Annotated in this window: 23 protein-coding genes; 8 read left to right on the top strand and 15 right to left on the bottom strand. The window is 58.7% G+C overall.

All coding sequences use genetic code 11. The annotated features are described in order from the left end of the window. Window positions 1-272: 272 nt before the first annotated feature. From AB4P92_RS26705 to AB4P92_RS26690, 4 genes are all read left to right on the top strand, one after another. Window positions 273-947, top strand: a complete 675-nt coding sequence (locus AB4P92_RS26705; RefSeq protein ID WP_042559886.1) for a heavy metal response regulator transcription factor — start codon at window positions 273-275, stop codon at window positions 945-947. Continuing rightward, window positions 944-2,350 carry a heavy metal sensor histidine kinase gene (locus AB4P92_RS26700; protein ID WP_042559887.1) on the top strand — a complete coding sequence of 469 codons (1,407 nt, stop codon included), beginning with the start codon at window positions 944-946 and terminating at the stop codon, window positions 2,348-2,350. The genes AB4P92_RS26705 and AB4P92_RS26700 overlap by 4 nt, the downstream gene beginning before the upstream one ends. Window positions 2,351-2,552: 202 nt before the next feature. Continuing rightward, window positions 2,553-2,906, top strand: a complete 354-nt coding sequence (locus AB4P92_RS26695; protein ID WP_395599707.1) for a type II toxin-antitoxin system Phd/YefM family antitoxin — start codon at window positions 2,553-2,555, stop codon at window positions 2,904-2,906. After that, a complete protein-coding gene (locus AB4P92_RS26690) occupies window positions 2,903-3,280 on the top strand; it encodes a type II toxin-antitoxin system VapC family toxin (protein ID WP_042559889.1) in 378 nt (125 codons plus the stop codon). Before AB4P92_RS26695 ends, AB4P92_RS26690 begins: the two co-directional genes overlap by 4 nt. A 127-nt stretch (window positions 3,281-3,407) precedes the next feature. On the opposite strand, the gene AB4P92_RS26685 is transcribed toward AB4P92_RS26690, so the two are convergent. From AB4P92_RS26685 to AB4P92_RS26660, 6 genes are read right to left on the bottom strand one after another with little or no spacing between them, the layout of a single operon-like run. After that, entirely contained in the window at window positions 3,408-5,150 is a 1,743-nt protein-coding gene (locus AB4P92_RS26685) for an ABC transporter substrate-binding protein (RefSeq protein ID WP_042559890.1), read from the bottom strand. Between the two features lie 48 nt (window positions 5,151-5,198). Further along, entirely contained in the window at window positions 5,199-5,471 is a 273-nt protein-coding gene (locus AB4P92_RS26680) for a DUF2160 domain-containing protein (protein ID WP_042559891.1), read from the bottom strand. A 10-nt stretch (window positions 5,472-5,481) separates the two neighbouring features. Next, on the bottom strand, window positions 5,482-6,282 hold the full coding sequence (locus AB4P92_RS26675; RefSeq protein ID WP_003232361.1) for a carbohydrate ABC transporter permease: 801 nt from the start codon (window positions 6,280-6,282) through the stop codon (window positions 5,482-5,484). 9 nt (window positions 6,283-6,291) lie between these two features. Next, entirely contained in the window at window positions 6,292-7,158 is an 867-nt protein-coding gene (locus AB4P92_RS26670; protein WP_042559892.1) for a carbohydrate ABC transporter permease, read from the bottom strand. Beyond that, window positions 7,155-8,270: an ABC transporter ATP-binding protein gene (locus AB4P92_RS26665; protein ID WP_047301953.1), complete on the bottom strand. Its 1,116-nt coding sequence runs from the start codon at window positions 8,268-8,270 to the stop codon at window positions 7,155-7,157. Before AB4P92_RS26665 ends, AB4P92_RS26670 begins: the two co-directional genes overlap by 4 nt. After that, window positions 8,270-9,364 (bottom strand): ABC transporter ATP-binding protein, encoded by a 1,095-nt coding sequence (locus tag AB4P92_RS26660; RefSeq protein ID WP_261736148.1) that lies wholly within the window; start codon window positions 9,362-9,364, stop codon window positions 8,270-8,272. Before AB4P92_RS26660 ends, AB4P92_RS26665 begins: the two co-directional genes overlap by 1 nt. A 383-nt stretch (window positions 9,365-9,747) precedes the next feature. Between AB4P92_RS26660 and AB4P92_RS26655 the strand changes: the two genes are divergently transcribed. Next, the gene (locus tag AB4P92_RS26655; RefSeq protein ID WP_395598425.1) at window positions 9,748-11,586 is read left to right on the top strand and encodes a sigma-54-dependent Fis family transcriptional regulator; all 1,839 of its coding nucleotides are present in this window, start codon (window positions 9,748-9,750) and stop codon (window positions 11,584-11,586) included. A gap of 120 nt (window positions 11,587-11,706) precedes the next feature. Here AB4P92_RS26655 and AB4P92_RS26650 read toward each other — a convergent pair whose 3' ends face one another. The 3 genes from AB4P92_RS26650 to AB4P92_RS26640 all read right to left on the bottom strand — a co-directional run bounded on the left by AB4P92_RS26650 (window position 11,707) and on the right by AB4P92_RS26640 (window position 16,390). Continuing rightward, window positions 11,707-12,915 carry an MFS transporter gene (locus AB4P92_RS26650; protein WP_115147419.1) on the bottom strand — a complete coding sequence of 403 codons (1,209 nt, stop codon included), beginning with the start codon at window positions 12,913-12,915 and terminating at the stop codon, window positions 11,707-11,709. Between the two features lie 373 nt (window positions 12,916-13,288). After that, window positions 13,289-14,671 (bottom strand): cysteine--tRNA ligase, encoded by a 1,383-nt coding sequence (cysS, locus tag AB4P92_RS26645; RefSeq protein ID WP_395598424.1) that lies wholly within the window; start codon window positions 14,669-14,671, stop codon window positions 13,289-13,291. Between the two features lie 21 nt (window positions 14,672-14,692). Then, the gene (locus tag AB4P92_RS26640; protein ID WP_395598423.1) at window positions 14,693-16,390 is read right to left on the bottom strand and encodes a glutamine--tRNA ligase/YqeY domain fusion protein; all 1,698 of its coding nucleotides are present in this window, start codon (window positions 16,388-16,390) and stop codon (window positions 14,693-14,695) included. 252 nt (window positions 16,391-16,642) lie between these two features. Between AB4P92_RS26640 and AB4P92_RS26635 the strand changes: the two genes are divergently transcribed. Together AB4P92_RS26635 and lpxH are read left to right on the top strand one after the other, a co-directional pair. Further along, window positions 16,643-17,149, top strand: a complete 507-nt coding sequence (locus AB4P92_RS26635) for a peptidylprolyl isomerase (RefSeq protein ID WP_042559899.1) — start codon at window positions 16,643-16,645, stop codon at window positions 17,147-17,149. After that, window positions 17,146-17,898: a UDP-2,3-diacylglucosamine diphosphatase gene (gene lpxH, locus AB4P92_RS26630; RefSeq protein WP_042559900.1), complete on the top strand. Its 753-nt coding sequence runs from the start codon at window positions 17,146-17,148 to the stop codon at window positions 17,896-17,898. The genes AB4P92_RS26635 and lpxH overlap by 4 nt, the downstream gene beginning before the upstream one ends. A 125-nt stretch (window positions 17,899-18,023) precedes the next feature. Here lpxH and AB4P92_RS26625 read toward each other — a convergent pair whose 3' ends face one another. The 6 genes from AB4P92_RS26625 to AB4P92_RS26600 form a co-directional block, all read right to left on the bottom strand. Continuing rightward, window positions 18,024-19,553, bottom strand: a complete 1,530-nt coding sequence (locus AB4P92_RS26625) for a DHA2 family efflux MFS transporter permease subunit (RefSeq protein ID WP_115147421.1) — start codon at window positions 19,551-19,553, stop codon at window positions 18,024-18,026. 137 nt (window positions 19,554-19,690) lie between these two features. Next, the gene (locus tag AB4P92_RS26620; protein ID WP_042559902.1) at window positions 19,691-20,893 is read right to left on the bottom strand and encodes an efflux RND transporter periplasmic adaptor subunit; all 1,203 of its coding nucleotides are present in this window, start codon (window positions 20,891-20,893) and stop codon (window positions 19,691-19,693) included. 15 nt (window positions 20,894-20,908) lie between these two features. Next, window positions 20,909-22,378 carry an efflux transporter outer membrane subunit gene (locus tag AB4P92_RS26615; protein WP_395598422.1) on the bottom strand — a complete coding sequence of 490 codons (1,470 nt, stop codon included), beginning with the start codon at window positions 22,376-22,378 and terminating at the stop codon, window positions 20,909-20,911. Next, window positions 22,368-22,850 (bottom strand): MarR family winged helix-turn-helix transcriptional regulator, encoded by a 483-nt coding sequence (locus AB4P92_RS26610; protein ID WP_047301963.1) that lies wholly within the window; start codon window positions 22,848-22,850, stop codon window positions 22,368-22,370. The genes AB4P92_RS26615 and AB4P92_RS26610 overlap by 11 nt, the downstream gene beginning before the upstream one ends. 184 nt (window positions 22,851-23,034) lie before the next feature. Then, window positions 23,035-23,868, bottom strand: coding sequence for a hypothetical protein (locus tag AB4P92_RS26605; protein ID WP_261736146.1), 834 nt, complete (start codon window positions 23,866-23,868; stop codon window positions 23,035-23,037). 24 nt (window positions 23,869-23,892) lie between these two features. After that, on the bottom strand, window positions 23,893-24,357 hold the full coding sequence (locus AB4P92_RS26600) for a DUF308 domain-containing protein (protein ID WP_395598421.1): 465 nt from the start codon (window positions 24,355-24,357) through the stop codon (window positions 23,893-23,895). Window positions 24,358-24,534: 177 nt separating this feature from the next. Here AB4P92_RS26600 and AB4P92_RS26595 point away from each other — a divergent pair, with 177 nt between their 5' ends. Beyond that, on the top strand, window positions 24,535-25,506 hold the full coding sequence (locus tag AB4P92_RS26595) for a fimbrial protein (RefSeq protein WP_261736144.1): 972 nt from the start codon (window positions 24,535-24,537) through the stop codon (window positions 25,504-25,506). The last annotated feature ends 10 nt before the right edge of the window (window positions 25,507-25,516 follow it).

Here is a 25,516-nt window from a genome sequence, read left to right as displayed (position 1 = left end):
GCCGAACAGCACTTGCCTGAAACGAGTTCTCATGAAAGTGCCCTATCGCCCTGCGGCAGGCTGCCGCAGTGGCTCTATTCAAGGCCTCATCGAGAGGTTTTTCGTTGACTCTGTAGCTACTACAGCCTTTACCTTGCACGTCTGCACGCAGAGAAATCTCTGTAGGAATATTTTTAGTCGCTAATAAAACCCGTCCGGAAGCCCTTACAAAAACAACAACTTTCCCGGCCACCCTTAATTAAATATCCATTAAATAAAAGTGGTGATAGATCATGCGAATCCTTGTGATCGAGGACGAGCTTAAAGCTGCCGAATACTTGCATCAGGGTTTGACCGAAAGTGGTTATATCGTCGACCACGCAAGCACTGGCGCCGATGGACTGCATCTGGCGCAACAACAGGTTTATGACTTGATCATTCTCGACGTCAATCTGCCGGAACTCGACGGCTGGGGCGTGCTGGAACAACTGCGCCGCACTCATTCCACGCGGGTGATGATGCTCACCGCGCGCGGACGTCTGGCAGACAAGATTCGCGGGCTCGATCTGGGCGCCGACGACTATCTGGTCAAGCCATTCGAATTCCCCGAGTTGCTGGCGCGGGTGCGCACACTGATGCGCCGCAGCGAAAACATCCCGGTGCCACAGGTGCTGAAAGTCTCTGATCTGGAGCTCGACCCCGGGCGTCATCGCGCCTTTCGTGGCGAGCAACGCATCGACCTGACCACCAAGGAATTCGCCCTGCTGCATCTGCTGATGCGCCAGTCCGGCGAAGTGCTGACCCGCACGCAGATCATTTCGCTGGTGTGGGACATGAATTTCGACTGCGACACCAATGTGGTCGAAGTGTCGATCCGGCGCTTGCGGGCGAAGATCGATGATCCGTTCGAGCACAAGTTGATCCACACCCTGCGCGGTGTCGGCTACGTGCTGGAGGCGCGGGAATGAAGCCAGCCAGCCTGTCGATGCGCCTGGGTTTGACGGTGAGTATTCTCGGCGCGCTGTTGGTGGTGTTTCTGGCGATCCTGGCGTATTTCGCCCTGACCCATGAACTGAATGCGCTGGCCAGAGACAGCCTGGAAAAGAAAATGGCGCAGGTTGAGCACAGCCTGTCGCTGTACGCCGATGTTGGCGAAATCAGCGGAAAACCGCACATCCTGCTCGATCAGGTGATGGGGCACGACAACCTCACACTGACCATTTACGACCGCTCAAACCTGCGTTCGCCACGGCTCAAATCCGGCTCGGGTCTGGCCGATCCGCGGGTCGAATTGAAAGCGGTTCGGGCGACCACCGATCAGTTGAGCTACAGCGACAGTACCGACGCGCAAGACGCAAAGTTTCTCACTGCCTCCAAGTTGATCCGCCTCAAGGATGGCAGCAGCGTGCCGGTGTTGCTGTCGATGGACAACGCCCATGATCAGGCGTTGCTCAGCGCCTATCTGCGTTCCACGCTGATTGCCTTGCCGTTATTGCTGGTGTTCATCGGCCTGAGTGCCTGGGGCGCGGTACAGCGTGGGCTGGCGCCGATGCGCGAGTTTCGTAAAGTGGCCGCGATGGTCTCGACCCAGGATCTGGATCATCGGCTGTCAGTGGTGAACATGCCCCAGGAGTTGAGCGAACTGGCGCAGGGCATCAACTTCATGCTGCATCGACTGGATGCCGGGGTGCAGCAGCTGTCGCAATTCTCCGATGATCTGGCCCATGAGTTGCGCACGCCGATCAATAACCTGATGGGCAAAGCGCAGGTAACGCTTTCACGCGAGCGCAGCGTGGATGAGTACAAGGATGTGCTGGTGTCGTGCACTGAAGAGCTGGAGCGCGTGGCACGGATTGTCTCGGACATGCTGTTTTTGGCGCAGGTCAGTCATCCGTCGGCACTGGCACCTTTTGAGTCGGTGGCGCTGGAGGAAGAAGCGCTGAAGGTGGCGGAGATGTTTTCGCTGTCGGCACAGGACAAGCAGATTCATCTGAATGTGCTCGGCAGCGCAGCGGTGATGGGGGATCGGTTGATGATTCAGCGGGCGATCTCGAATCTGCTGTCCAACGCACTGCGCCATTGTCCGTCCGGCAAAACCGTGACGTTGCTGATTGAACAAGGCGCGACACAGACCTCATTGCTGGTCAGCAATCCAGGCGCGGGGATCGAGGCGCAGCATTTGCCCCATCTGTTCGATCGCTTCTACCGCGTCGACAGCAGCCGCTCACGCTCACAAGGCAGCACAGGGTTGGGACTGGCAATCGTGCGCTCGATCATGAGCCTGCATCAGGGCGTGGCCGATGTGAGGAGTTTGCCGGGGGCGATGACCGTGTTCCGCCTCGGTTTCCCGACTGCTGAGTCATCCGTATAGGCACCCATCCTCCCACAAACGCTGAAAGCTCTCGCCGCAACCTCCGTTTCGTCCTACAGCCAGTAACAGTGAATAGCTCTATCGTGGATGCCTTCGGGAGGGAATATCGGAGCGAGTAAGGATCATGAAACGAGATACTTTTTGGGAGTTGGTTGAGGGCGCCGACACCATGGCTGCCAGCCGGCAGAGCAAAACCAGGCAAATGCCCTACACCTATGGTCGTGCTGCCCTCTCACTTGTCTGCGCGGAACATTGGCGCGATTTTGCGGCGCTGGAATATTCTGGCTATATTTGTCCAGAATACGGGGGAGAAATAATGATCATCGTTCCGCTGGCGGAAGCCAAAAACAATCTATCCAAACTCGTCGATGACGCGGCAGCGGGACAGGTCATCACGATTGCCAAACATGGTCGTGCGCTGGCACGCCTCGTCCCTATGGGAAAATCCAATGGCCAACGTATAGGGGCAATGAAAGGAAAACTGGTGCTACCCGAAGATTTCGACGCCCCATTACCTGACGACATGCTCGATTCTTTCGAAGGCACGCAGTCATGAGGATTCTGCTGGACACGCACATTCTGCTCTGGACACTCAGTGATGACGCCAGACTCTCCGGCAAAGCCAGAAAGCTGATTGAAAACGCTGCCGATATCTACATCAGTGCTGCTACCTTCTGGGAAATGGCAATCAAGGTCGGACTCGGAAAGCTGAACGTTGATCTCGAGGAAATTCGGCAGTACTGCATCGAGAGTGGCTTTATAGAACTACCGGTAACGTCTGAACACGCAATCGCCGTGAAAGATCTTGAGCACCATCATCGTGATCCGTTCGACCGCCTTATCGTTGCAACCGCAATGACCGAACCGATGAAACTCCTCACTGCTGACCCATTGGTTGCCCGGTACACAGATCTGGCTGTTCTGGTTTAGTTCGGGCACAAAAAAGACAGGGAAACACCACTGAAACCTGTGGGAGCGAGCCTGCTCGCGAAAGCTGTGGGTCAGGCAGGAAAAAAAACGGCACCTTTCGGTGCCGTTCGCTTTTCACATTTCAGCTTTACTTGCGCGCATCCGCCCACGATTTGAGCAGTTCGTTGTAGCTCACGGTCTCGCCCTTCGGCTTCTCGTTAGCCAGTTTCGGCTTCGGTGCGCCCGGCTGGTCGAACCAGTATTGCGCGTCGCGTTCCGGGTTCATTTTCGGTGCGCAGGTGGCCTGGGCCTTGGAGCGTTCGAGGCGCGTCATGATCGCGTCCTGATCCTTGGCCAAGCCATCAAGCGCCTGCTGCGGAGTCTTCTCGCCGCTCGCCGCTTCGGCGATGTGGCTCCACCACAGTTGTGCCAGACGTGGATAGTCGGGCACGTTGGTGCCGGTCGGCGACCATTGCACGCGGGCCGGGCTGCGATAGAACTCGACCAGACCACCGAGTTTCGGCGCCAGATCGGTCATGGCCTGCGAGTTGATGTCCGACTCGCGAATCGGTGTCAGACCGACAATGGTTTTCTTCAGCGAAACCGTTTTAGAGGTCACGAACTGCGCGTACAGCCACGCCGCGAGTTTCTGTTTCTCAGGCGTGGATTTCATGAACGTCCACGACCCCACATCCTGATAGCCGAGCTTCATGCCCTCTTCCCAATACGGGCCTTTAGGCGACGGCGCCATGCGCCACTTCGGCGTGCCGTCGGCGTTGACCACCGGCAGGCCGGGTTTGGTCATGTCGGCGGTGAACGCGGTGTACCAGAAGATCTGCTGGGCGATGTTGCCCTGCGATGGCACCGGGCCGGACTCGGAGAAGGTCATGCCCGCGGCTTCCGGTGGCGCGTAGGCCTTGAGCCAGTCGACGTATTTGGTGGTGGCAAACACTGCCGCCGGGCCGTTGGTGTCGCCACCACGGGTCACGCTGGAGCCGACCGGATGGCAGTCCTCGACGCGAATCCCCCACTCATCCACCGGCAAACCGTTGGGCAAGCCCTTGTCGCCGCCACCGGCCATGGAGAACCAGGCATCAGTGAAGCGCCAGCCCAGCGACGGGTCTTTCTTGCCGTAGTCCATGTGCCCGTAAACGCGCTTGCCGTCGATTTCCTTGACGTCTTCGCTGAAGAATTTGGCGATGTCTTCATAGGCGGACCAGTTCACCGGTACGCCCAACTCGTAGCCGTACTTTTCCTTGAACTTGGCTTTCAGGTCGGCGCGCTCGAACCAGTCGGCGCGGAACCAGTACAGGTTGGCGAATTGCTGGTCGGGCAGTTGATAGATCTTGCCGTCCGGCGCGGTGGTGAACGAGATGCCGATGAAGTCCTTGAGGTCGAGGGTCGGCGAGGTGAAATTCTTGCCTTCGTTGGCCATCAGGTCGGTGATCGATTCGGTCTTGCCGTAGCGAAAGTGCGTACCGATCAGGTCCGAGTCGTTGACCCAGCCGTCATAGATATTCTTGTCGGACTGCATCACCGTCTGCATCTTTTCCACCACGTCGCCTTCTTGCAGCAGGTCGTGGGTGAGCTTGATCCCGGTGATTTCAGTGAAGGCTTTGGCCAGCACTTTCGACTCATATTCGTGGGTGGTCAGGGTCTCGGAAACGACCTTGATGTTCATGCCACGAAACGGCTCGGCCGCCTTGATGAACCACTTCAATTCTTCGAGCTGCTGTTCGGCCGTCAGGGTCGACGGTTTGAATTCGCTGCCGATCCACTTTTTCGCAGCATCTTCGTAGGCATCGGCCCAGGCAGATGCGCTCAAACCGCTGAGTGCCAGCATGGCTGCCAATGAAATGCTATGTCGCAGCTTATTGTTTTTGTCGAACATAGAGACCTCCTGTTTAGGATTTCGGAGCACGATTGCCGATCAATTCGACTAGCCCCAACGCATCACAGCCAACAGCCACACCAAGGACAACGCGGACGCGACCCAGATGCTCCAGTCGGTGGCGCCGATTACCAGCAAATGCAGGTAGGCGCTGCCGAGAAGACCGATAAACAAGCGATCGCCACGGGTGGTGGCAATCGGCAGAAACCCTCGCCGCAGAATGCTCGGCGAACGCAATTCCCAAGTGGTCATGCCCACCAGAATCAGGCCGATGACGATGAAGAATGTCGCTGTGGGGGTGGTCCAACTCATCCATTCCATCATCAGCTCCTCAAACTCGACCGAGGGCAAAGCCCTTGGCCACGTGGTTGCGAACAAACCAGATCACCAGCATGCCGGGCAGAATGGTCAACACCCCCGCCGCCGCCAGCACGCCCCAATCGATACCCGAAGCCGAAACGGTACGGGTCATCACCGCCGCAATCGGCTTGGCGTTTACCGAGGTCAACGTGCGCGCGAGCAGCAGTTCGACCCAGGAAAACATAAAGCAGAAAAACGCCGTGACGCCGATGCCGGAGCCAATCAGCGGGATGAAAATCTTCACGAAGAATTTCGGGAAACTGTAGCCATCAATGTAGGCGGTTTCGTCGATTTCTTTCGGCACGCCGGACATGAACCCCTCAAGAATCCACACCGCCAACGGTACGTTAAACAAGCAATGCGCCAGCGCCACAGCGATGTGCGTGTCGAACAGACCAATCGAAGAATAGAGCTGGAAGAACGGCAACAGGAACACCGCCGGCGGCGCCATGCGGTTGGTCAGCAGCCAGAAAAACAGGTGCTTGTCGCCGAGAAACCGATAGCGTGAAAACGCGTACGCGGCGGGCAACGCCACGCTCAGGGAAATCACCGTGTTCAGGCTGACGTAGTACAACGAATTGAGATAACCGGTGTACCAGCTCGGATCGGTGAAGATCACCTTGTAGTTCGCCAGCGTGAAGTCCTGTGGGAAAAGCGTCAGGCCACCGAGGATTTCGGTGTTGCTCTTGAAGGACATGTTCAGCAGCCAGTAGATCGGCACCAGCAGGAACAGGATGTAGATCAGCAGCGGAATCAGCTTTCTCTTGCTCATGGCCGGGCCTCAGCGGTTGGCGTCGGAGTGCGTCATGGCGGTATAGAACAGCCAGGACACCAACAGGATGATCAGGAAGTACACCAGCGAGAAAGCCGCTGCCGGACCCAGGTCGAATTGGCCTACAGCCATCTGCGTCAACGTCTGACTCAGGAAGGTCGTAGCGTTACCCGGCCCGCCGCCAGTGAGCACGAACGGCTCGGTGTAGATCATGAAACTGTCCATGAAACGCAGCATCACTGCGATCAACAACACGCTCTTCAGCTTGGGCAACTGGATGTGCCGGAACACCGCCCATCCAGAAGCGCGGTCGATGCGCGCGGCCTGGTAATAAACGTCAGGAATCGCCCGTAATCCGGAGAAACACAGCAGCGCCACCAATGAGGTCCAGTGCCAGACATCCATCACCAGCACCGTCACCCAGGCGTCCATGGTGTTGGCCGCGTAGTTGTAACTGATGCCCATGGCGTTGAGGCTGGAACCGAGCAAACCGATGTCGGCACGGCCGAAAATCTGCCAAATGGTGCCGACCACGTTCCACGGGATCAGCAGCGGAATCGCCAGAATGATCAGCACCACCGACGACCAGCGGCCCTTGGTCGGCATGGTCAGGGCGACAGCGATGCCCAGCGGAATTTCGATCAACAGCACGCAGGCCGAGTAGATGAACTGGCGCAGTAGCGAGTCATGCAGGCGCGGGTCGAGCAGCACCTGCTTGTACCAATCTGCGCCGACAAAGTAGCGGCTGGACTGGTCGAAGATGTCCTGCACCGAATAGTTGACCACGGTCATCATCGGGATCACCGCACTGAACGCCACCAGCAGAAACACCGGCAACACCAGCCACCAGGCCTTGTTGTTCTGCACCTTGTTCATGGCTGCACCTCGCTGTTTTCGCTGGCTTCGAGGAGGAATTCGTCGGCATAGACCATCAGCCACTGCGCCGGAAAACTGATGTAGGCCGTGCCCTGCGGCACCGGTTTATCTTCGGCCAGACGAACTTTCAACGGTGCACCGTCGAGGTCGAGGGTCATGATCTTGTAGGTGCCGAGGTCTTCGACGTGTACGACCCTGGCCTGCATCGCGTCATCAAACGGCTCGTCCCACACATGAATGAACTCGGGACGGATGCCGACCTTCAGATTTTTCCATTGACCGTGTTCGATATGGCGCTGCAAGCCGTCGGACAACGGCAGGTGCGTCGAGGCGAAACCGACGCCACCGGGTTGCGGTTGCACTTCGATCAGGTTCATCCCCGGGCTGCCGATGAAGTAGCCGACGAAGGTGTGGCTGGGCCGCTCGAACAATTCCCGTGGCGTGCCGAACTGGACGATCTGGCCGCCGTACATCACCGCGATCTTGTCGGCGAAGGTCGAGGCCTCCAGTTGATCGTGGGTGACGTAGACCATGGTGATGTTGAACTGCTCGTGAATCTGCTTGAGCTTGCGCCGCAGCTTCCATTTAAGGTGCGGATCGATCACCGTCAGCGGCTCATCGAAGAGGATCGCCGAGACGTCATCGCGCACCAGACCACGGCCCATGGAGACTTTCTGTTTTTCGTCAGCGGTGAGGTTGCGCGCCTTCTTGCTCAGCAGGTTTTGCAGGTCGAGCACTTCGGCGATTTCCTGCACCTTGCTGTGCACTTTCGCCTCGGCCATGCCCTGATTGCGCAGGGGAAACGCGAGGTTGTCGAACACGGTCATGGTGTCGTAGACCACCGGAAACTGGAAAACCTGAGCAATGTTGCGCTTCTCCGGCGTGAGGTCGTTGACCGCTTTGCCGTCAAACAGCACATGTCCTTGCGAGGGACTGAGCAGACCGGAAATGATGTTGAGCAACGTCGATTTACCGCAACCCGACGGCCCGAGCAGCGCATAAGCCCCACCCTGTTCCCAGACGTGATCCATCTCGCGGATCGCATAATCCTCCGCGCCGCTCGGGGTTTTGCTGTAGCTGTGGGCGAGGTGTTGCAAGCGGATTTCGGCCATCAGGCAACCCTCGCGACACGCCGGCCCGGTGCTTGCACCAGACGGCCCTGCGCATCGAAGACAAACAGTTTATGGGTCGGGATATAGATGCGGATCGGCGCATCGACGTCGTATTCGTGGACACCCGGCAGGTGCAGCACCAGCAGGAAATGTTCGTTGCGCACGTGCAGAAAGGTTTCCGAACCACTGATCTCGGCGACTTCGACGGTGACCGCCAATTCAAGGTCGTCATCGTTGCTCGGCACCAGCGAGATATGGCTGGGGCGCACGCCAAAGCGGAACTCGCCCTCGCCCACCGGACGCAGATCGACGTTCAACGGGAAGTGCACGAAATTGGCGAAGCTGACTTCGTTGCCGGCAATCCGCCCGGGCATCAGGTTGATCGGTGGCTCGGAGAACAATTCGGCGGCGAGCACCGTTTGCGGCTGGTGATACACCTCGGTCGACGGCCCGCTCTGAATCACCCGGCCTTCGTGAAGAATCGTCGTGGTGCCGCCCAGCGCCAGGGCTTCGTTGGGTTCGGTGGTGGCATAGATGGCGATGGTGTGGCGCAACTTGAACAGCTCGCGCATTTCCTGACGCAGTTCTTCGCGCAGTTTGTAGTCGAGGTTGACCAGCGGCTCATCGAACAGAATCAGTTCGGCATCCTTAACCAGCGCCCGCGCCATGGCAGTGCGTTGTTGCTGACCGCCCGAGAGCTCCAGCGGATAACGCTGCAAGAACTTCTCGATGCGCAACATTCGCGCGGTTTCCTGCACCCGGCTGTGGATGATCTCTTTCGAGATGCCGGCCTGGCGCAGTGGCGAGGCGATGTTCTCGAACACGGTCATGGTCGGGTAATTGATGAACTGCTGATAGACCATCGACACGTTGCGCAAGCGCACCGGGCGTTGCGTGACGTCGACGCCGTTCATCAGCACGCGGCCGCTGTCTGGCTTGTCGAGGCCGGCCATCAGGCGCATCAGGCTGGTTTTGCCGGACAGCGTGCGGCCGAGCAATACGTTGAACGAACCGGGTTCGAATTTCAGGCAGGCATCATCGATCCAGATCTGGCCCTCGACGGTGCGGCTGACGTGCTCCAGGGTGAGTGACATGGCTCGGCCTTTTTTATTTTTGGAGTCAAGCGACCTGTGCACTGGAGCGACTTTCGTGCCAAAAATGGCAAGTTGTTGATTTGTCGTGAAAATCGCTGAAAACGTCGAGAAGCGGCCTTCAATGGTGAACACATTTGAACAGTTGGACGATTGACAATGAACAATAGTGAACAACACTCTATGGATGCTTTTTGCCCGATCCTGAATACGATATAGATCCCTGTGGGAGCGAGCCTGCTCGCGAAGGCGGTGTGTCATTCAACGAATTTATTGACTGACCCGGCGCTTTCGCGAGCAGGCTCGCTCCCACAGGGGATGCCTGTAGTCCTCAGGATTTGGGTTCATAACAATAATAAAAATCGCTGCATCAGAGGCTGACCGCCATGGCCGCACCTGCCCCGCCGTTGTCCCACGACGCGATCGTCCAGAGTTCCTGGCAACGCTGTCGCGCGTTCGGTCTTGACCACCAGAGCACCCCGGCTTTCGATCAACTGCCTGCCGCGAGCATTGCGCGGCTACTCGACAGTCAACATTCGTTGGTGCAGACCACCCACCAGGAAGTGCTGCCCTATTACGAGAACATCCTCAGCAATTCAAATTGCCTGATCATGCTCGCCGATAACCAGGGCCAGGTGCTGACCTCGTGGGGCACGCAACGCTTTATCGAGCCGAATCTGGCGCGAGGTTTTCAGGCCGGGGCGAGCTGGATGGAGCGCTGCAGCGGCACCAATGCCATCGGCACGGCGCTGGCCTGTGAGCAGGCCGTGCATATCGAACACGACGAACACTTCCTTAAAGCCAACCGCTTCATGACCGGTTCCGCTGCGCCAATTTTCGACGCCGAGCGCAAGGTGATCGCGGTGCTCGACGTTTCCAGCGACAGCTATCTGCCGCCCTCCCACACACTGGGCATGGTCAAGATGATGAGCCAGACCGTGGAGAACCGGCTGATCCTCAACCTGTTCCACGGTCAGCACTTTCAACTGACCTTCAACACCGGGTTGAACAACCTCGACAGTCAGTGGGCCGGGTTGTTGATCTTTGATGAGAGCGGCCAGGTGTTGTCGGCCAATCGCCGGGCAGACAATCTGCTCGGCGTGCGTTTGTCGCGGGTGAGCGTCGAAATCCTGTTCAAGGTGTCGTTGCTGGAGTTGATCAATCAGCCAGACGGTTTGCCGTTCGCGTTGCAGACCTCGGGGCGCAACCGCTTTCAGTGCTTGTTGAAGCGGCCGAAACAGGCACCGGTTCAGGCACGGGTTTTCACTGCAGAAGCTAAACCCGTTGTTTCAACGACGATCAGTCTCAACACCCTGCACTTCGGCGACAGCCGCGTGGAAAAAGCCGTGCGGCAAGCAGAACGGCTGTTGGAAAAAGACATCCCCTTGCTGATCCACGGCGAAACCGGCGTCGGCAAAGAGGTGTTCGTCAAAGCCCTGCATCAGGCCAGCACGCGCAGCAAACAAGCGTTTATCGCCGTCAACTGCGCAGCGATCCCCGCCGAACTGGTTGAATCCGAGCTGTTTGGCTACGAGAAAGGCGCGTTCACGGGCGCCAACCAGAAAGGCAGCATCGGCCTGATCCGCAAGGCTGACAAAGGCACGTTGTTCCTCGATGAAATCGGCGACATGCCGCTGCCCACTCAGGCGCGGTTGTTGCGGGTGTTGCAGGAGCGCTGCGTGCAACCGGTGGGCAGCAGTGAGTTGTTCCCGGTGGATCTGCGGATTATCTCGGCGACTAACCGTTCGTTACGCGAGCAGGTGCAACTGGGACGGTTCCGCGAGGACTTGTATTACCGCATTGGTGGCCTGACGCTGGAACTGCCGCCGCTGCGCGAGCGCAGTGATAAACAAGCGCTATTTAAACGGCTTTGGGAGCAACATCGAGAGCCGACGCAGTGGGCGGGTTTGAGCCCAGAGGTGCTGGAATTGTTCGACAAGCATCCGTGGCCGGGGAATCTGCGCCAGGTCAGTAGCGTGATGCAAGTGGCGCTGGCCATGGCTGAAGAGCAACCGGTGCGGGCGGAACATTTGCCGGATGATTTCTTTGTCGATCTGGAGATGGAGCCGGTTGCGAGCGCGCAGCCGTTGGGGTTGGATTTGAATGATGTTGAAGCGTTGAATCGGGAGTTGAAAGCGGCTGGGGGGAATATTTCGCATCTGGCGCGGCGGTTGGGGGTTAGTCGCAATACGCTTTATAAGCGGTTGCGGCAGTTGGGCGGTTAACAGCGAAGATCAAAAGATCGCAGCCTGCGGCAGCTCCTACACGGTGTACGCAATGCCACTGTAGGAGCTGCCGAAGGCTGCGATCTTTTGACTTTGAAAGCTATATAAAAGCAGTGCGCATTACGAATACGCCGACTCAATATTTGTCGTTGAAGCAGCAGCCAACGTACGCAACCCAATCAACACAACCACCATCATCATCACCCCCGCACCAATCGCCACCCCGAACCCCGCACGCGCGCCATAAGCATCAATCACCGGCCCCGCGAGCATGCCCCCAAGCGCTACGCCAATGCTGATGCCAGTGGTCATCCACGTCAGCCCTTCTGTCATCCTGGACGCAGGGATGATGATCGTCCCCAACTTCATGACCACGACCATGGTGGGCGCAAACGATATGCCCGCGATAAACAGCATCGCTGACAGGACATAAACATCTGTTGCGAAAACCGGCAATACGCCCGTGATTGCCGTGACCAATATGCCGATAAAGAACTGTTTTTCTATCGGCAAGGTTAGCCGCAATGCACCGAACGTCAGACCCGCCACCAGCGAGCCCAACGCATAGGCGGCGAGGATGAAGGTGGCAGACGCTGGCCAGCCTTGATCATTGGCAAAAGCCACGACGGCGACATCGATTGCGCCGCCAATGGCCCCCATCGCCAAAAGCGCCAGAACAATGGTGCGAACGCCGGGAATCAGCAAAGTGGAACCGGTGTTGCTGCGGTTGCCGACGACCACCTTCGGTTCGGTCTGACGCTGCATGAGAAACGCCGTCACCCCGATGGCCAGCAGCCCGACCGCAACCAGTGGCCCGGCTTCGGCGAAGAAGGTCACGCTCAAACCGATCGCCAGTGGCGGGCCGATGATATACGCGAGTTCAGTCAGGACCGTGTCCAGTGAGAACGCCGTGTGCAACTGCGGCTTTCCGCGGAACAACTGCGTCCAGCGTGCCCTGATCATGGACGGCATGCTGGGCATCGTCCCCGCCAGTGCCGCCAGAACAAAAAACAAGGCGGCAGGAGCCCTCATGTAGACGGCGAAGATCAGCGCCAGCAGCATGACCACGCTGAATGCCGTGACGATGGGCAGCACTCGACTCTGGCCACGCTGATCAACGAATCTCGAAATGACCGGGCCGAGCAGCGCATTGGCCAGGGTGAACGTCCCGGCGACGGCGCCGGCCAGCCAGTAGACACCGGTTTGCTGGACCAGCATGGTGATGATGCCGATGCCGATCATTGCTTGTGGCAGTCGGGCAATAGAGCTCGCGAGCACTAACCCGGTGGCGCCGGGTGTCGTGAACAGTTCGCGATAGTGATTGGCCATGGTTCCTCCATTTATTCGTCGCTGAGCTGCATCCTGCCGAACGCGCTACCGCCCATGTTGGCGGAGCCAGACATCAAGACCTACGCGTAGCGCAAAAGCAACCCCCTCACCCCAGCCCTCTCCCGGAGGGAGAGGGGGCAGACCGAGGTGTCTGACGTTTTACATCGACCGGAAAAAACCAGTCGATTATGGATTCAAAGCAGCACGTTCAAGTCGGCGCATCTTTTAAACATCCCCCAATCAGTCCCCTCTCCCTCCGGGAGAGGGTTAGGGTGAGGGGCTCTTCTTCGTGACAGGTCGAAGGCTGCGATCTTTTGATTCTAAAAAACAAAAACCCGCACAAGGCGGGTTTTGTTTGTAACAGGTATGGCAATCAGTCAGCCAGACGCCAGGTAGTCCCACCCTTACCGTCTTCCAACACCACACCCATCGCGGTGAGCTGGTCACGAATACGGTCTGACTCAGCCCAATCCTTACCCGCCCGTGCTGCCAGACGCGCAGCAATCAGCGCGTCGACTTCAGCCGCGTCAACACGCCCTTCGGCGCCGGCCTGCAGGAAGTCGTCGGCTTCGAGTTGCAACACACCCAGCACGCTGGCCAGTTCTTTCAAACGGGCAGCCAGACCGGCCGCTGCATCAAGATCGCTCTCGCGCAGACGGTTGATATCACGCACCATCTCGAACAGCACCGCGCAGGCTTCCGGCGTGCCGAAGTCGTCGTTCATCACCGTGGTGAAACGTTCGACAAACGCTTCGCCGCCGGCAGGCGCCACGTTCGGCAGGCCTTTCAACGCGTGGTAGAAACGCTCGAGTGCGCTTTTGGCGTCCTTGAGGTTGTCTTCCGAATAGTTGATCGCGCTGCGGTAGTGGCTCGATACCAGCAGGTAACGCACGACTTCCGGGTGGTACTTTTCCAGCACGTCGCGGATGGTGAAGAAGTTGTTCAAGGACTTGGACATCTTCTCGCCATTGATGCGAATCATGCCGCAATGCATCCACGCGTTGGCGTAGGTCTTGCCGGTGGCCGCTTCGCTCTGGGCGATTTCGTTTTCGTGATGCGGGAACTCGAGGTCGCTGCCGCCGCCATGAATATCGAAAGTCTCACCGAGGCAGCACGTCGACATCACCGAGCATTCGATGTGCCAGCCCGGACGCCCGTCGCCCCACGGCGATGCCCAGCTCGGCTCGCCCGGCTTGACGCCTTTCCACAGCACGAAGTCCAGCGGATCTTCCTTCGCTTCGTCAACTTCGATCCGCGCACCGATGCGCAGGTCTTCGATCTTCTTGCGCGACAGCTTGCCGTAGCCCATGAACTTGCCGACGCGGTAGTACACGTCGCCATTGCCCGGGGCGTAGGCATAGCCCTTGTCGATCAGGGTCTGGATCATGGCGTGCATGCCCGGAATGTGATCCGTGGCGCGTGGTTCCATGTCCGGCTTCTTGATGTTCAGGCGCGCTTCGTCTTCATGCATCGCGGCGATCATGCGCTCGGTCAACGCTTCGAACGACTCGCCATTCTCGTTGGCACGATTGATGATCTTGTCGTCGATGTCGGTGATATTGCGCACGTAAGTCAGGTCGTAACCGCTGAACCGCAACCAGCGGGTCACCAGGTCGAACGCGACCATGCTGCGACCGTGGCCCAGGTGGCAGTAGTCGTACACGGTCATCCCGCAGACGTACATGCGCACCTTGTTGCCATCGAGCGGCTTGAAGACTTCTTTGCTCTTGGTGAGCGTGTTGTAAATCGTAAGCACGTTGGTTTCCTTGACGCTAAATCACTGGCCCCACGAATCACGCAGGGTCACGGTACGGTTGAATACCGGCTGACCTGGTTTCGAGTCCTTGATATCGGCAACGAAGTAGCCTTCGCGCTCGAACTGGAAACGGTCTTCCGGCTGTGCATTGCCAAGCGATGGCTCAGCACGACAACCGGTCAGCACTTGCAGCGAATCAGGGTTGATGTTGTCGAGGAAACTGGCGCTGTCTTCGGCCTTCTCCGGGTTGGCCGAACGGAACAGACGATCGTACAGACGCACTTCGCACTCGATGCTGGCGGCGGCCGGCACCCAGTGGATCACGCCTTTGACCTTGCGGCCTTCCGGGTTCTTGCCCAGGGTTTCGGGGTCGTAGGAGCAACGCAGCTCGACGATGTTGCCGTCGGAGTCCTTGATCGCTTCGTCGGCGCGGATCACGTAGCTGCCGCGCAGACGCACTTCGCCACCCGATTCCAGGCGCTTGTAGCCCTTCGGCGGCTCTTCCATGAAGTCTTCACGGTCGATGTAGATTTCCCGGGCGAACGGCAGAGCGCGCACGCCCATGTCTTCTTTCGGATGGCGCGGCAGTTCGAGGTTCTCGACCTGGCCTTCCGGGTAGTTGGTGATCACGACTTTGAGCGGACGCAGCACGCACATGGCACGCGGGGCGCTGTGGTCGAGGTCGTCACGGATGCTGAATTCGAGCATGCCGAAGTCGACCACGCCGTCGGAACGGTTGGTGCCGATCATTTCGCAGAAGTTGCGGATCGATTTCGGCGTATAGCCACGACGACGGAAGCCCGACAGCGTGGACATGCGCGGATCGTCCCAGCCATTGACGTGCTTTTCATCGACCAGTTGCTTGAGCTTGCGCTTGCTGGTGATGGTGTAGTTGAGGTTCAGGCGGCTGAACTCGTACTGACGCGGGTGCGCCGGCACTGGCAGCGCATCGAGGAACCACTCGTACAGCGGACGATGGCTTTCGAATTCCAGGGTGCAGATCGAGTGGGTGATGCCTTCGATGGCGTCCGACTGACCGTGGGTGAAGTCGTAGTTCGGGTAGATGCACCACTTGTCACCGGTCTGATGGTGATGGGCGTGGCGGATGCGGTACATGATCGGGTCGCGCAGGTTCATGTTCGGCGAGGCCATGTCGATCTTGGCACGCAGCACACGGGCGCCGTCCGGGAACTCACCGGCACGCATGCGGGCGAACCAGTCGAGGTTCTCTTCAACCGAACGGTCACGGAACGGGCTGTTCTTGCCCGGCTCGGTCAGGCTGCCGCGGTATTCCTTGGCTTGCTCGGGCGTCAGGTCGTCGACGTAGGCCTTGCCGGCCTTGATCAGCTCGACGGCCCAGTCGTGCAACTGGTCGAAATACTGCGAGGCGTAGCGCACTTCGCCGGACCATTCAAAGCCCAGCCATTTGACGTCGCTTTCGATCGCGTCGATGTATTCCTGATCTTCCTTGGCCGGGTTGGTGTCGTCGAAACGCAGGTGCGTGACGCCGCCGAACTCCTGGGCCAGACCGAAGTTCACGCAGATCGACTTGGCGTGGCCGATGTGCAGGTAGCCGTTGGGCTCAGGCGGGAAACGGGTGATGATCTTGGTGTGCTTGCCCGAGTCCAGGTCTGCCTGGATGATCGGCCGCAGGAAGTTGACCGGCACGGCGGGGCCGGACTTGGCATTCGAGGTAGGGTCGACAGTGGGCTTGCTCATAGGATCCTTGACTTACATGTGCGCGGCCGCAGAAGAGGGGCCAGACAAAACAAAGCCGCTATCATAGCCGATGCTGTCAAGGGGCTGACAGAGCAGGCCCTATAAAGGCGTGCATTTAATCGCACGGAAATGAAAAACTGCCTCGAAATTCACGCCTGTCACGCTAAACTGCGCACCTCGGCCTTCAAGGGCTGAACCGGTAAAGGGTGCAAATGGCCCATACCCACGAATTCCTTATAAAGAGTAGCGATCATGACTCAAGTAAAACTGACCACTAACTTCGGTGACATTGTCATCGAGCTGAACGAAGAAAAAGCCCCGATCACCGCGGCCAACTTCATCGAATACGTTAAAAAAGGTCACTACGAGAACGTCGTGTTCCACCGTGTGATCAAAGGTTTCATGATCCAGGGCGGCGGTTTCGAGCCTGGCATGAAGGAAAAGAAAGACAAGAGCCCAAGCATTCAGAACGAAGCTGACAACGGTCTGAAGAACGAGAAGTACACCCTGGCCATGGCTCGCACCATGGACCCGCATTCGGCATCGGCACAGTTCTTCATCAACGCCACCGACAACGGCTTCCTCAACCACACCGCCAAGACCGCTCAGGGTTGGGGTTACGCGGTATTCGGTAAAGTGGTTGCGGGCTTCGACGTTGTCGACAAGATCGAAGGCGTTTCCACCACGTCCAAGGCAGGTCACCAGGACGTACCAGCAGACGACGTGATCATCGAGAAAGCCGAGATCATCGAAGCGTGATATTGCTGATTTCAGACTTGCATCTGGAAGAGGAGCGCCCGGACATAACCCGGGCGTTTCTGGATTTGCTCGCCGGACGCGCCCGCTCGGCGAGTGCGTTGTACATTCTGGGCGACTTCTTCGAAGCGTGGATTGGCGACGATGCCATGACACCTTTCCAGCGTTCCATCTGCCAGGCCCTGCGCGAATTAAGTGACAGCGGCACGGCGATATTTCTGATGCACGGCAATCGCGACTTCATGCTCGGCAAGGCCTTTTGCAAACAAGCCGGCTGCACATTATTGAAGGACCCGAGTGTCGTGCAGTTTTACGGCGAGCCAGTGCTGTTGATGCACGGCGACAGCCTCTGCACCCGCGACGTCGGCTATATGAAGCTGCGTCGTTATCTGCGCAATCCGGTCACCCTGTTTGTCCTGCGGCACCTGCCACTGCGCACTCGCCATAAACTGGCGCGCAAACTGCGCAGCGAGAGCCGGGCGCAGACGCGGATGAAGGCCAATGACATCGTCGATGTCACGCCCGAGGAGATTCCGCGGATCATGCAGGCATTTGGCGTAAAGACCCTGATTCACGGCCACACCCATCGTCCGGCGATCCACAAGCTGCAACTTGGTGAGCAGGCGGCGAAGCGGATTGTGCTGGGTGATTGGGATCGTCAGGGCTGGGCGTTGCAGGTGGATGAGAACGGGTATGCATTGGCACCGTTCGACTTTGCCCCGCCTCCAGCCCTGCCCGCCCCCGCAATCTAAAGACCGAACAAAAAACCAATGTGGGAGCGAGCCTGCTTGCGAAAGCGGTGTATCAGACACCTCAGTGCTGAATGACACACTGCATTCGCGAGCAGGCTCGCTCCCACATTGGATGGTGTTGCAGATCAATGGCCGGAAGCAGCCGGCCCCGCCTTCGCCGCAAACGGCGGCTTCGCCAGCCACACAATCAATATCAACCCCATAAAGCCCCAACCCAACAGCGTGAAGTAATCCACGGTGGAGAGCATGTACGCCTGACTGGTCAGGATCTGATCCATATGCGCATAAGCCGGCTGACTGGCGCCGCCCAATGAGTTCAGCATCTCACGCGTTGTAGGCTCATATGTGCTGATACTTTCGCTCATGTACGCATGATGCTGATCCGCGCGGCGAATCCAGATCCATGTGGTCAGCGACGCCGCGAAGCTGCCGCCCAAGGTGCGCAGGAACGTCGCAAGGCCTGCGCCGTCAGCGATCTGGCTTGGCGGCAGGTCCGACATCAAGATGCTCAACGTCGGCATGAAGAACAGCGCCACACCAATGCCCATGAACAGTTGCACCAGCGCAATGTGCTGGAAGTCCACCTCGTTAGTGAACCCGGCGCGCATGAAGCAGCTCAGGCCAATCGCCAGAAACGCCAGCCCGGCCAGCAAGCGCAGGTCGAACTTGTTCGCGTACTTGCCGACAAAGGGCGACAGCAGCACCGGCAGAATGCCGATCGGTGCCACAGCCAACCCGGCCCAGGTCGCGGTGTAGCCCATCTGGGTTTGCAGCCATTGCGGCAGGATCAGGTTGATACCGAAGAACCCGGCGTAACCCAACACCAGCACAATCGTGCCGATGCGGAAGTTGCGATGGGCGAACAGGCGCAGATTGACCACCGGGTGCTGATCGGTCATTTCCCAGATCACGAACACCGCTAGCGCAACCACCGAAATCGCCGCGCCGATGATGATGAAGTTCGACTCGAACCAGTCCAGGTCATTGCCCTTGTCGAGGATGACCTGCAACGCGCCGACACCGATGATCAGCGAGATCAGCCCGACGTAATCCATCGGCTGGCGACTGGTCACCACCGGACGCTTGGCCAGTTGCGAACGCACCACCATCACCGCAAAAATGCCGATCGGCACGTTGATGAAAAAGATCCACGGCCAGCTATAACTGTCGGTGATCCAGCCACCGAGGATCGGCCCGGCAATCGGCGCGACCACCGTGACCATCGCCAGTAACGCGAGCGCCATCCCCCGTTTAGCGGGGGGATAAACAGCGATCAACAATGTTTGTGTCATCGGGTACAGCGGCCCGGCGACCAGACCTTGCAGCACACGGAAACCGATCAGTTCCGGCATCGACGTCGAGATACCGCAAAGGAACGACGCCAGTACAAACAGAATGGTCGCCCAGAGAAACAGCTTCACCTCGCCGAACCGGCGGCTGAGCCACCCGGTCAGCGGCAGTGCAATCGCGTTGCTGACGGCGAACGAGGTGATCACCCAGGTGCCCTGCTCCGAACTCACGCCGAGGTTGCCGGAAATCGTCGGCAGCGCCACGTTGGCGATGGTGGTGTCGAGCACTTGCATGAACGTCGCCAGCGACAGGCCGATGGTGCTGAGCAACAGGCTGGGCGGCGTAAAAGAGGCGTTATTGCTCATCGTGAATCCTTTGAAACCAGGTTGACGCCGTGCCCTTTCTGGGAGCGAGCCTGCTCGCGAAAGCGGTGTGTCAGACAACTTCCAAGTTGAATGTCAGTCAGCATTCGCGAGCAGGCTCGCTCCCACAGGGGAAAGATTCAGCGTTGTGCGGTTTTGCTGGCCGCGGCGCTGTTGTCGTGGATCAGCCGCGCAATCATCGCGTCAGCTTCGGCCAGTTGGCGGTCGTAGACATTGGTGCTGAACGAGGCCTTTTGCGGCGGCTGCTGGGCCAGTACCGGGCCGCTCTGGTCGTGCAGATTGACCTCGACGTTGGTCGACAGACCGACACGTAGCGGATGCTTGGCCAGTTCTTCAGCGTTGATGTGAATACGTACCGGTACACGCTGGACGATCTTGATCCAGTTACCGGTGGCGTTCTGCGCAGGCAACAGGGCAAACGCGCTGCCAGTGCCGGCGCCGAGGCTGTCGATGGTGCCGCTGTATTTCACGTCGCTGCCGTAGATGTCGGATTCGATGTCCACCGGCTGGCCGATGCGCATGTCACGCAACTGGGTTTCCTTGAAGTTGGCATCGATCCACAGTTGATCCAGCGGGATCACCGCCATCAACGCCGTGCCCGGTTGCACACGCTGACCGAGCTGCACGGTGCGTTTGGCCACGTAACCGGTGACCGGTGCAATCAAGGTGCTGCGGGCATTGGTCAGATAGGCCTGACGCAGATCGGCGGCGGCCGACATCACGTCCGGATGCGACGAAACCACGGTGTCGTCGACCAGTGCGCTGGTGGTTTTCAGTTGCTGTTTAGCGTTGGCCAGGGCGTTTTGTGCCGACGTCAGATCATCGCGAGCGTGGGACAGTTCTTCCTGGGAAATCGCCCCGCCCGAAGCAAGACTCTTGCGGCGGTTGTAGTTGTCCTGGGCTTTCTGCACTTCAGCTTGCTGGGCGTTGACCTGGGCTTTCATGCCATCGACGTTGCTGTACAAGCCACGCACCTGACGCACAGTGCGCGCCAGTTTCGCCTGAGCACTTTGCAGGCCGACTTCAGCGTCGTTGGGGTCGAAGTTGATCAGCACCTGACCTTCGTGAACCAGATCGCCATCGTCAGCACCAATGCTGACCACAGTGCCGGTGACCAGCGGGGTGATTTCAACGACGTTGCCGTTGACGTAGGCGTCGTCGGTGCTTTCACTCCAGCGCCCGATGAATTCGTGATACGCCCAGACGCCGGCGATGGCGAGGATCACCACGACGGCCAACGTCAGCAGCATCACTTTACGTTTGCGCGGGTTGCCGGTGTCCGGGGTGTTGTCTTGAGCTTGAGTGTTTTCGGCAGTGGCCATGACAAATACCTTGAATTAGTTGTGCGGCGTGGCTGGGCGGGCGTTGGCTGCGGTCAGGGTTTGCCCCTGGAAGCCGCCGCCCAGCGCTTGCATCAGTTGAATCGACAGGTCGATCTGCTCGGCATTGAGGTTGGCCAACTGACGTTGGGCCTGGAGCAATTGCTGCTCGATGCTGAGCACGTCCAGGTAGTTGCCGATGCCGGAACCGTAACGCTGGACCACGGTGTTGTAAGAATCCTGAGCAATATCGGTGGCGTGTTGCTGCGCGCCGATCTGCCGGCCGATGTCACGCAACTGGTTGATCGCGTCGCTGACATCGCCGAGTGCTTTCACCAGACTTTTGTTGTACTGCGCCACCGCCAGATCGTAATCGGCGTCGCGCGCATCGAGATTGGCGCGCAGGCGTCCACCGTCGAAGATCGGCACCGAAATGGTCGGGGCTATGTTGAAGAAGCGACTGGCCGAACCGAACATCGCATCACCCAACAACGATTCCGCACCGGCCGAGGCCGTGAGGTTCAGGTTGGGATAAAACCGGGTTTTCGCCGAGTCGATGTCTTTGCTCGCGGCTTCCACGCGCCAGCGGGCCGCGACCAGATCCGGACGACGACCGAGCAGTTCCGCCGGCAACACCGACGGTACGGCCACGGCGCTGGCCTGCAGGATTTTCGGTCGGGCGATTTCGTTGCCGCGATCCGGGCCTTTGCCGAGTAGCACCGCCAAAGCGATTTTCGCGCTGTTCAGGCGTTTTTCGGCATCGATCAGACTGGCTTCGGAGCTGGCCTCAAGGCTTTGGGTCTGCTGGAACTGGTACTGGCTGTCGATGCCGGCACTCAAGCGGCGCTGGCTCAGTTCGAGCATCTGCTTGGTGCGTTTGAGGTCTTCGTTGGCCAGGTCATAGACGATGTGCGCCTGACCGAGATCGCTGTAAGCGCGGGCGACGTCGGCGGCGAGGGTCAACTGCGCAGCCTGACGGTCGACTTCGGCGGCACGGGCTTCACCGAGTGCAGCTTCCCACGCATCACGCTGGCCGCCCCACAGGTCGAAGTTGTAATTGAAGCCGGCGCTGACGTTACGCACGGTGGCGTAGGCATCGCCCTGCCCCCGCGGGTCCTGATCCTTTGCCAGGCGCGAGCGGCTGATACCGGCGCTGGCGTCCAGCGTCGGATAACGTTCGGCATCGGCGGCATACGCGGCGGCGCTGGCCTGATGGGCGCGGGCTTCGGCGATCTGCATGTCGGGGCTGTCGTGCAGGGCTTCGCGGATCAAGCCGTCGAGTTGCGGATCGCCGAGGCTGGTCCACCAATCGCTTTTCGGCCAGGCCGCCGGCGACAGCGTGACGCCATTGAGCGACTGACCGACTTTGAGGCTTTTCGCATCGAGGCTCTGACCTTGAGTGTCGAGGCCGCTGTAGTTGGCGCAACCGGCGAGAATCATCGCCGACAGCACCAAAGTGAGGCTTCTGCGCAAGGTTTTACCGCTCATTGTGTTCACCTAACCGCTGGATAGTGATCGGGTCACCGGCTGCCAGCAGAATTTTCTTGAGGATGTATTCCAGGGTTTTCAACTCGTCCGGAGTAACGGCGCCGGCCAGTTCATTCATTGCGTCGGCGCCGATGTGCGGCAGGCGATCGGCCAGTTGCTGGCCTTGTTCGGTCAGTTTCAGTTGCACCTGACGGCGATCGCCTTCGCTGCGTTGGCGAACCAGAAAGCCTTTCTGCTCCAGACGATCGAGCATGCGCGTCATCGAACCGCTGTCCAGCGACAAGTGCCGGCACAGCTCGGCCGGCGTATCGACGCCGTACTGGGCCATGATGATCAACACCTTGAACTGCGCGGCAGTGATGCCGTGGGGTTCCATGTGGGTGTCGATGATCCGGTCCTTGAGCAGCGCAGCACGGCCAAGCAACAGGCCGAGATGGCAGTGTTTGAATTCGTCCGGGGTGAAATGCTTCATTTGCTCACCTAATAACTGCCTAGGCAGTGAATGTATGTCGAGATGTTACTGCCCAGGCAGCGAATGTCAACGAAATCGTTAGCAGGCTAGGTAATTAGCTGACAAATGGGCGGGGGTTTTGCGTTGCGCACTCGGACGTCATCGCTGGCAAGCCAGCGATAGCAGCGACTCGGTTAAAAGCCGATCAGGATTCGTCGGAGGGACGGACTGACGATGGCGGCTGCAACGGATGCACTTCGCGCCCCCGCAAGGCCGTTGCCACATACCCACAGGCACGTTTGGTCACCGCATACATGCTGTGCCACCCCGGCGGTGCTGGCTCGACGGCGGCCCGCAATGCCCGGGCGTAATCAAGCACCAGGCCTGGCGTCCAGGCCATGGCTTCAGCGCGTTTGCGCACTTGGGCCGCTACCCAGAATTCGGGGCTGATGATGATCCGGGCAAAATCCAGCATGCTTGATTTGCCCGGATTCATCGCGCCTTCAAGGGCCGCTTCCAGGCTATGGGCGACGGCACTGGAGCAATTACGGCTGGCGAGGTTGTAGGTGGCGTTCTGCCGATAGTTGGCCCATAACCCGGCCAATCGCTGCGCATCGTAATGGGCAAAACTGACTTGAACCGATGATGGACACCAGTCGGCGACCTCGCTCGGATAGTCGGGTAAAAACCTGCCGGCGACATCGTTGTTCGGCGTGGCCCGCAGCAACCGCACGAAATCCCCGGCCGAACGATCAATGTCGTCCTGCGGATAGTGGCTGATGTAGATGTCCGGCCCACACTCGAGTGCGGCGTGGCCGGCAGAGATGACGCCATTGACGTCGACCGCCGCGATGTAACGATTGAGCAGGCGGTTACGTACCAGGGTGTCGTCGACCGTGCCTCTGGGTGTCCAGACATGGATCACCAGTGCGTTGCTGCATGCCGGCGCGCTTACGGGGGAAATGCTGATGGGCGACTGCCAGTTTTTGAACCGGATGGCCTGGCGCAACAAGGCACTGCCCGAGAGGAAAATACTCATGCCAATGCAGAACGGCACCGTTCCCTAGTAGAGCGTCGAGTACGGTTCGAGGATGAACAGGCCAAAACCGATTTCGAACAACCCCGTCAGCAACGACAGTCGCCAGCCGACAAAGCGCACGACAACTGCCGCTGCCAGACGAAAACCGCCATCGACCAGAAAAGCCCCGCCAAACAGCACCGCGAGAATCAGGCTGGCGGCATGTTGCCTGTCGACGATCAGCAGCCCAAGTATCAGAAAAGCCCCACCTCGCGCTTTGCGCAAAGCGGCAGCGGTGCCGGTTTGCGGTGCGGGCACCAGCAGAATGATCAAAGCTTCCAGCAACAGCAGGTAGCCGAACACATGCAGCGGAAAATACAGCACGCCGTCCAGCGCATCGATGAAGATGGCGACCCCGACCGCGCCCCAGACAATATTGGTCAGCGCCAGCGCAGACCAGCGCTTGCGGACAAAGTCGTTACCGAGCAAGACCCTACTCAAGCGGATCATAGACGTTTCCTGTTGCACTGAGGCAGGTGGAACTTACCGGGATTTCAGGCTTCGTTGAGTCTAATACATCCTGAAATTTGCGAAGTGCGGCCGCGTTTTCTAAGAATCGCCTGATGTCACTTGGCAGGCACCGTGTTTAACGTACGGACCTCCCTGGCCAACACGAATAGTCTTTTCATGAAGCGATCAAAACTTCAGCGCTCCTTGCTCACCTTGGTTGCGGTGACGTTACTGACGTGCGCGTCGGACGCGATGGCGACGAATTGCTCATTCAACGGTGCTTCCAGCTACCAAACGCTCAACTTTGGCGCAAGGCTTGCCAATGGTGGCCTGACAGTCCCTGCCGACGCCCCCGATGGCACAGTGGTCTACCAAGAAACCGCGCAGCAATCGAGCGCGCACAGATGGACGTGCAACACATCTTCGCAATACGGCGTGGCAGTCAACCCCGCGTTAAGCACCCCACCCAGTAACGTAACGATCTTTCCCATAGGCAAGACCGGGCTCTCGTTCCGCATCTGGATGAATGCGTTAAATCGCTATGAGCCCTCCCTGTTTACTATCAGCTCAACCAGTTACACCATCGTAGCCGGTACGGTTCGACTGGAAATCGTCAAGACCGGCCCACTGAAGTCGCAAGTCAGGGTTGATGCCGGCAATCTTGGCAGCCTGCAGTCCGGCGAGCTGATCATGAACAGGTTTAACCTGGTCAATGCGCTGGTACTGAATACAGCCTCCTGCCAGACCCCGTCCGTACAGGTGGCCATGGGCGATGATTATCAACTCTACGAGTTCCGCCAGGCAGGCGAAAAACCGCGCACGGTACGTTTCAACATTGGCCTGAATCAGTGCCAGACGGGCATCAAGAAAGTCACTTACTCGCTCAAGGCCAATACCACGGTGGTCGACGCGACCAAAGGCATTGTCGCGCTCAATGACAGCTCCACTGCCAAGGGCATCGGCCTGCAATTGATGAATGACGCCGGGCAGCCTATAGCACTGGGCACCAACTACCCGTTCGGCGCATTCACTACCACCGGCACCGACTTCAAGATTCCTTTGTCGGCTTCGTATTACCGTCTGCCGACAAGCGAACTCAAGGCCGGCAGTGCCAACACTGAAGTCACCTTTATCGTGAACTACCTTTAAATCTAAGGAT

It is taken from the genome of Pseudomonas sp. A0308 (assembly GCF_044218815.1).
GTDB classification, from domain to species: Bacteria; Pseudomonadota; Gammaproteobacteria; order Pseudomonadales; family Pseudomonadaceae; genus Aquipseudomonas; species Aquipseudomonas iridis.
The sequence above is the reverse complement of the archived record's forward strand: the minus strand, read 5'-3'. Positions and strand labels throughout refer to the sequence as shown.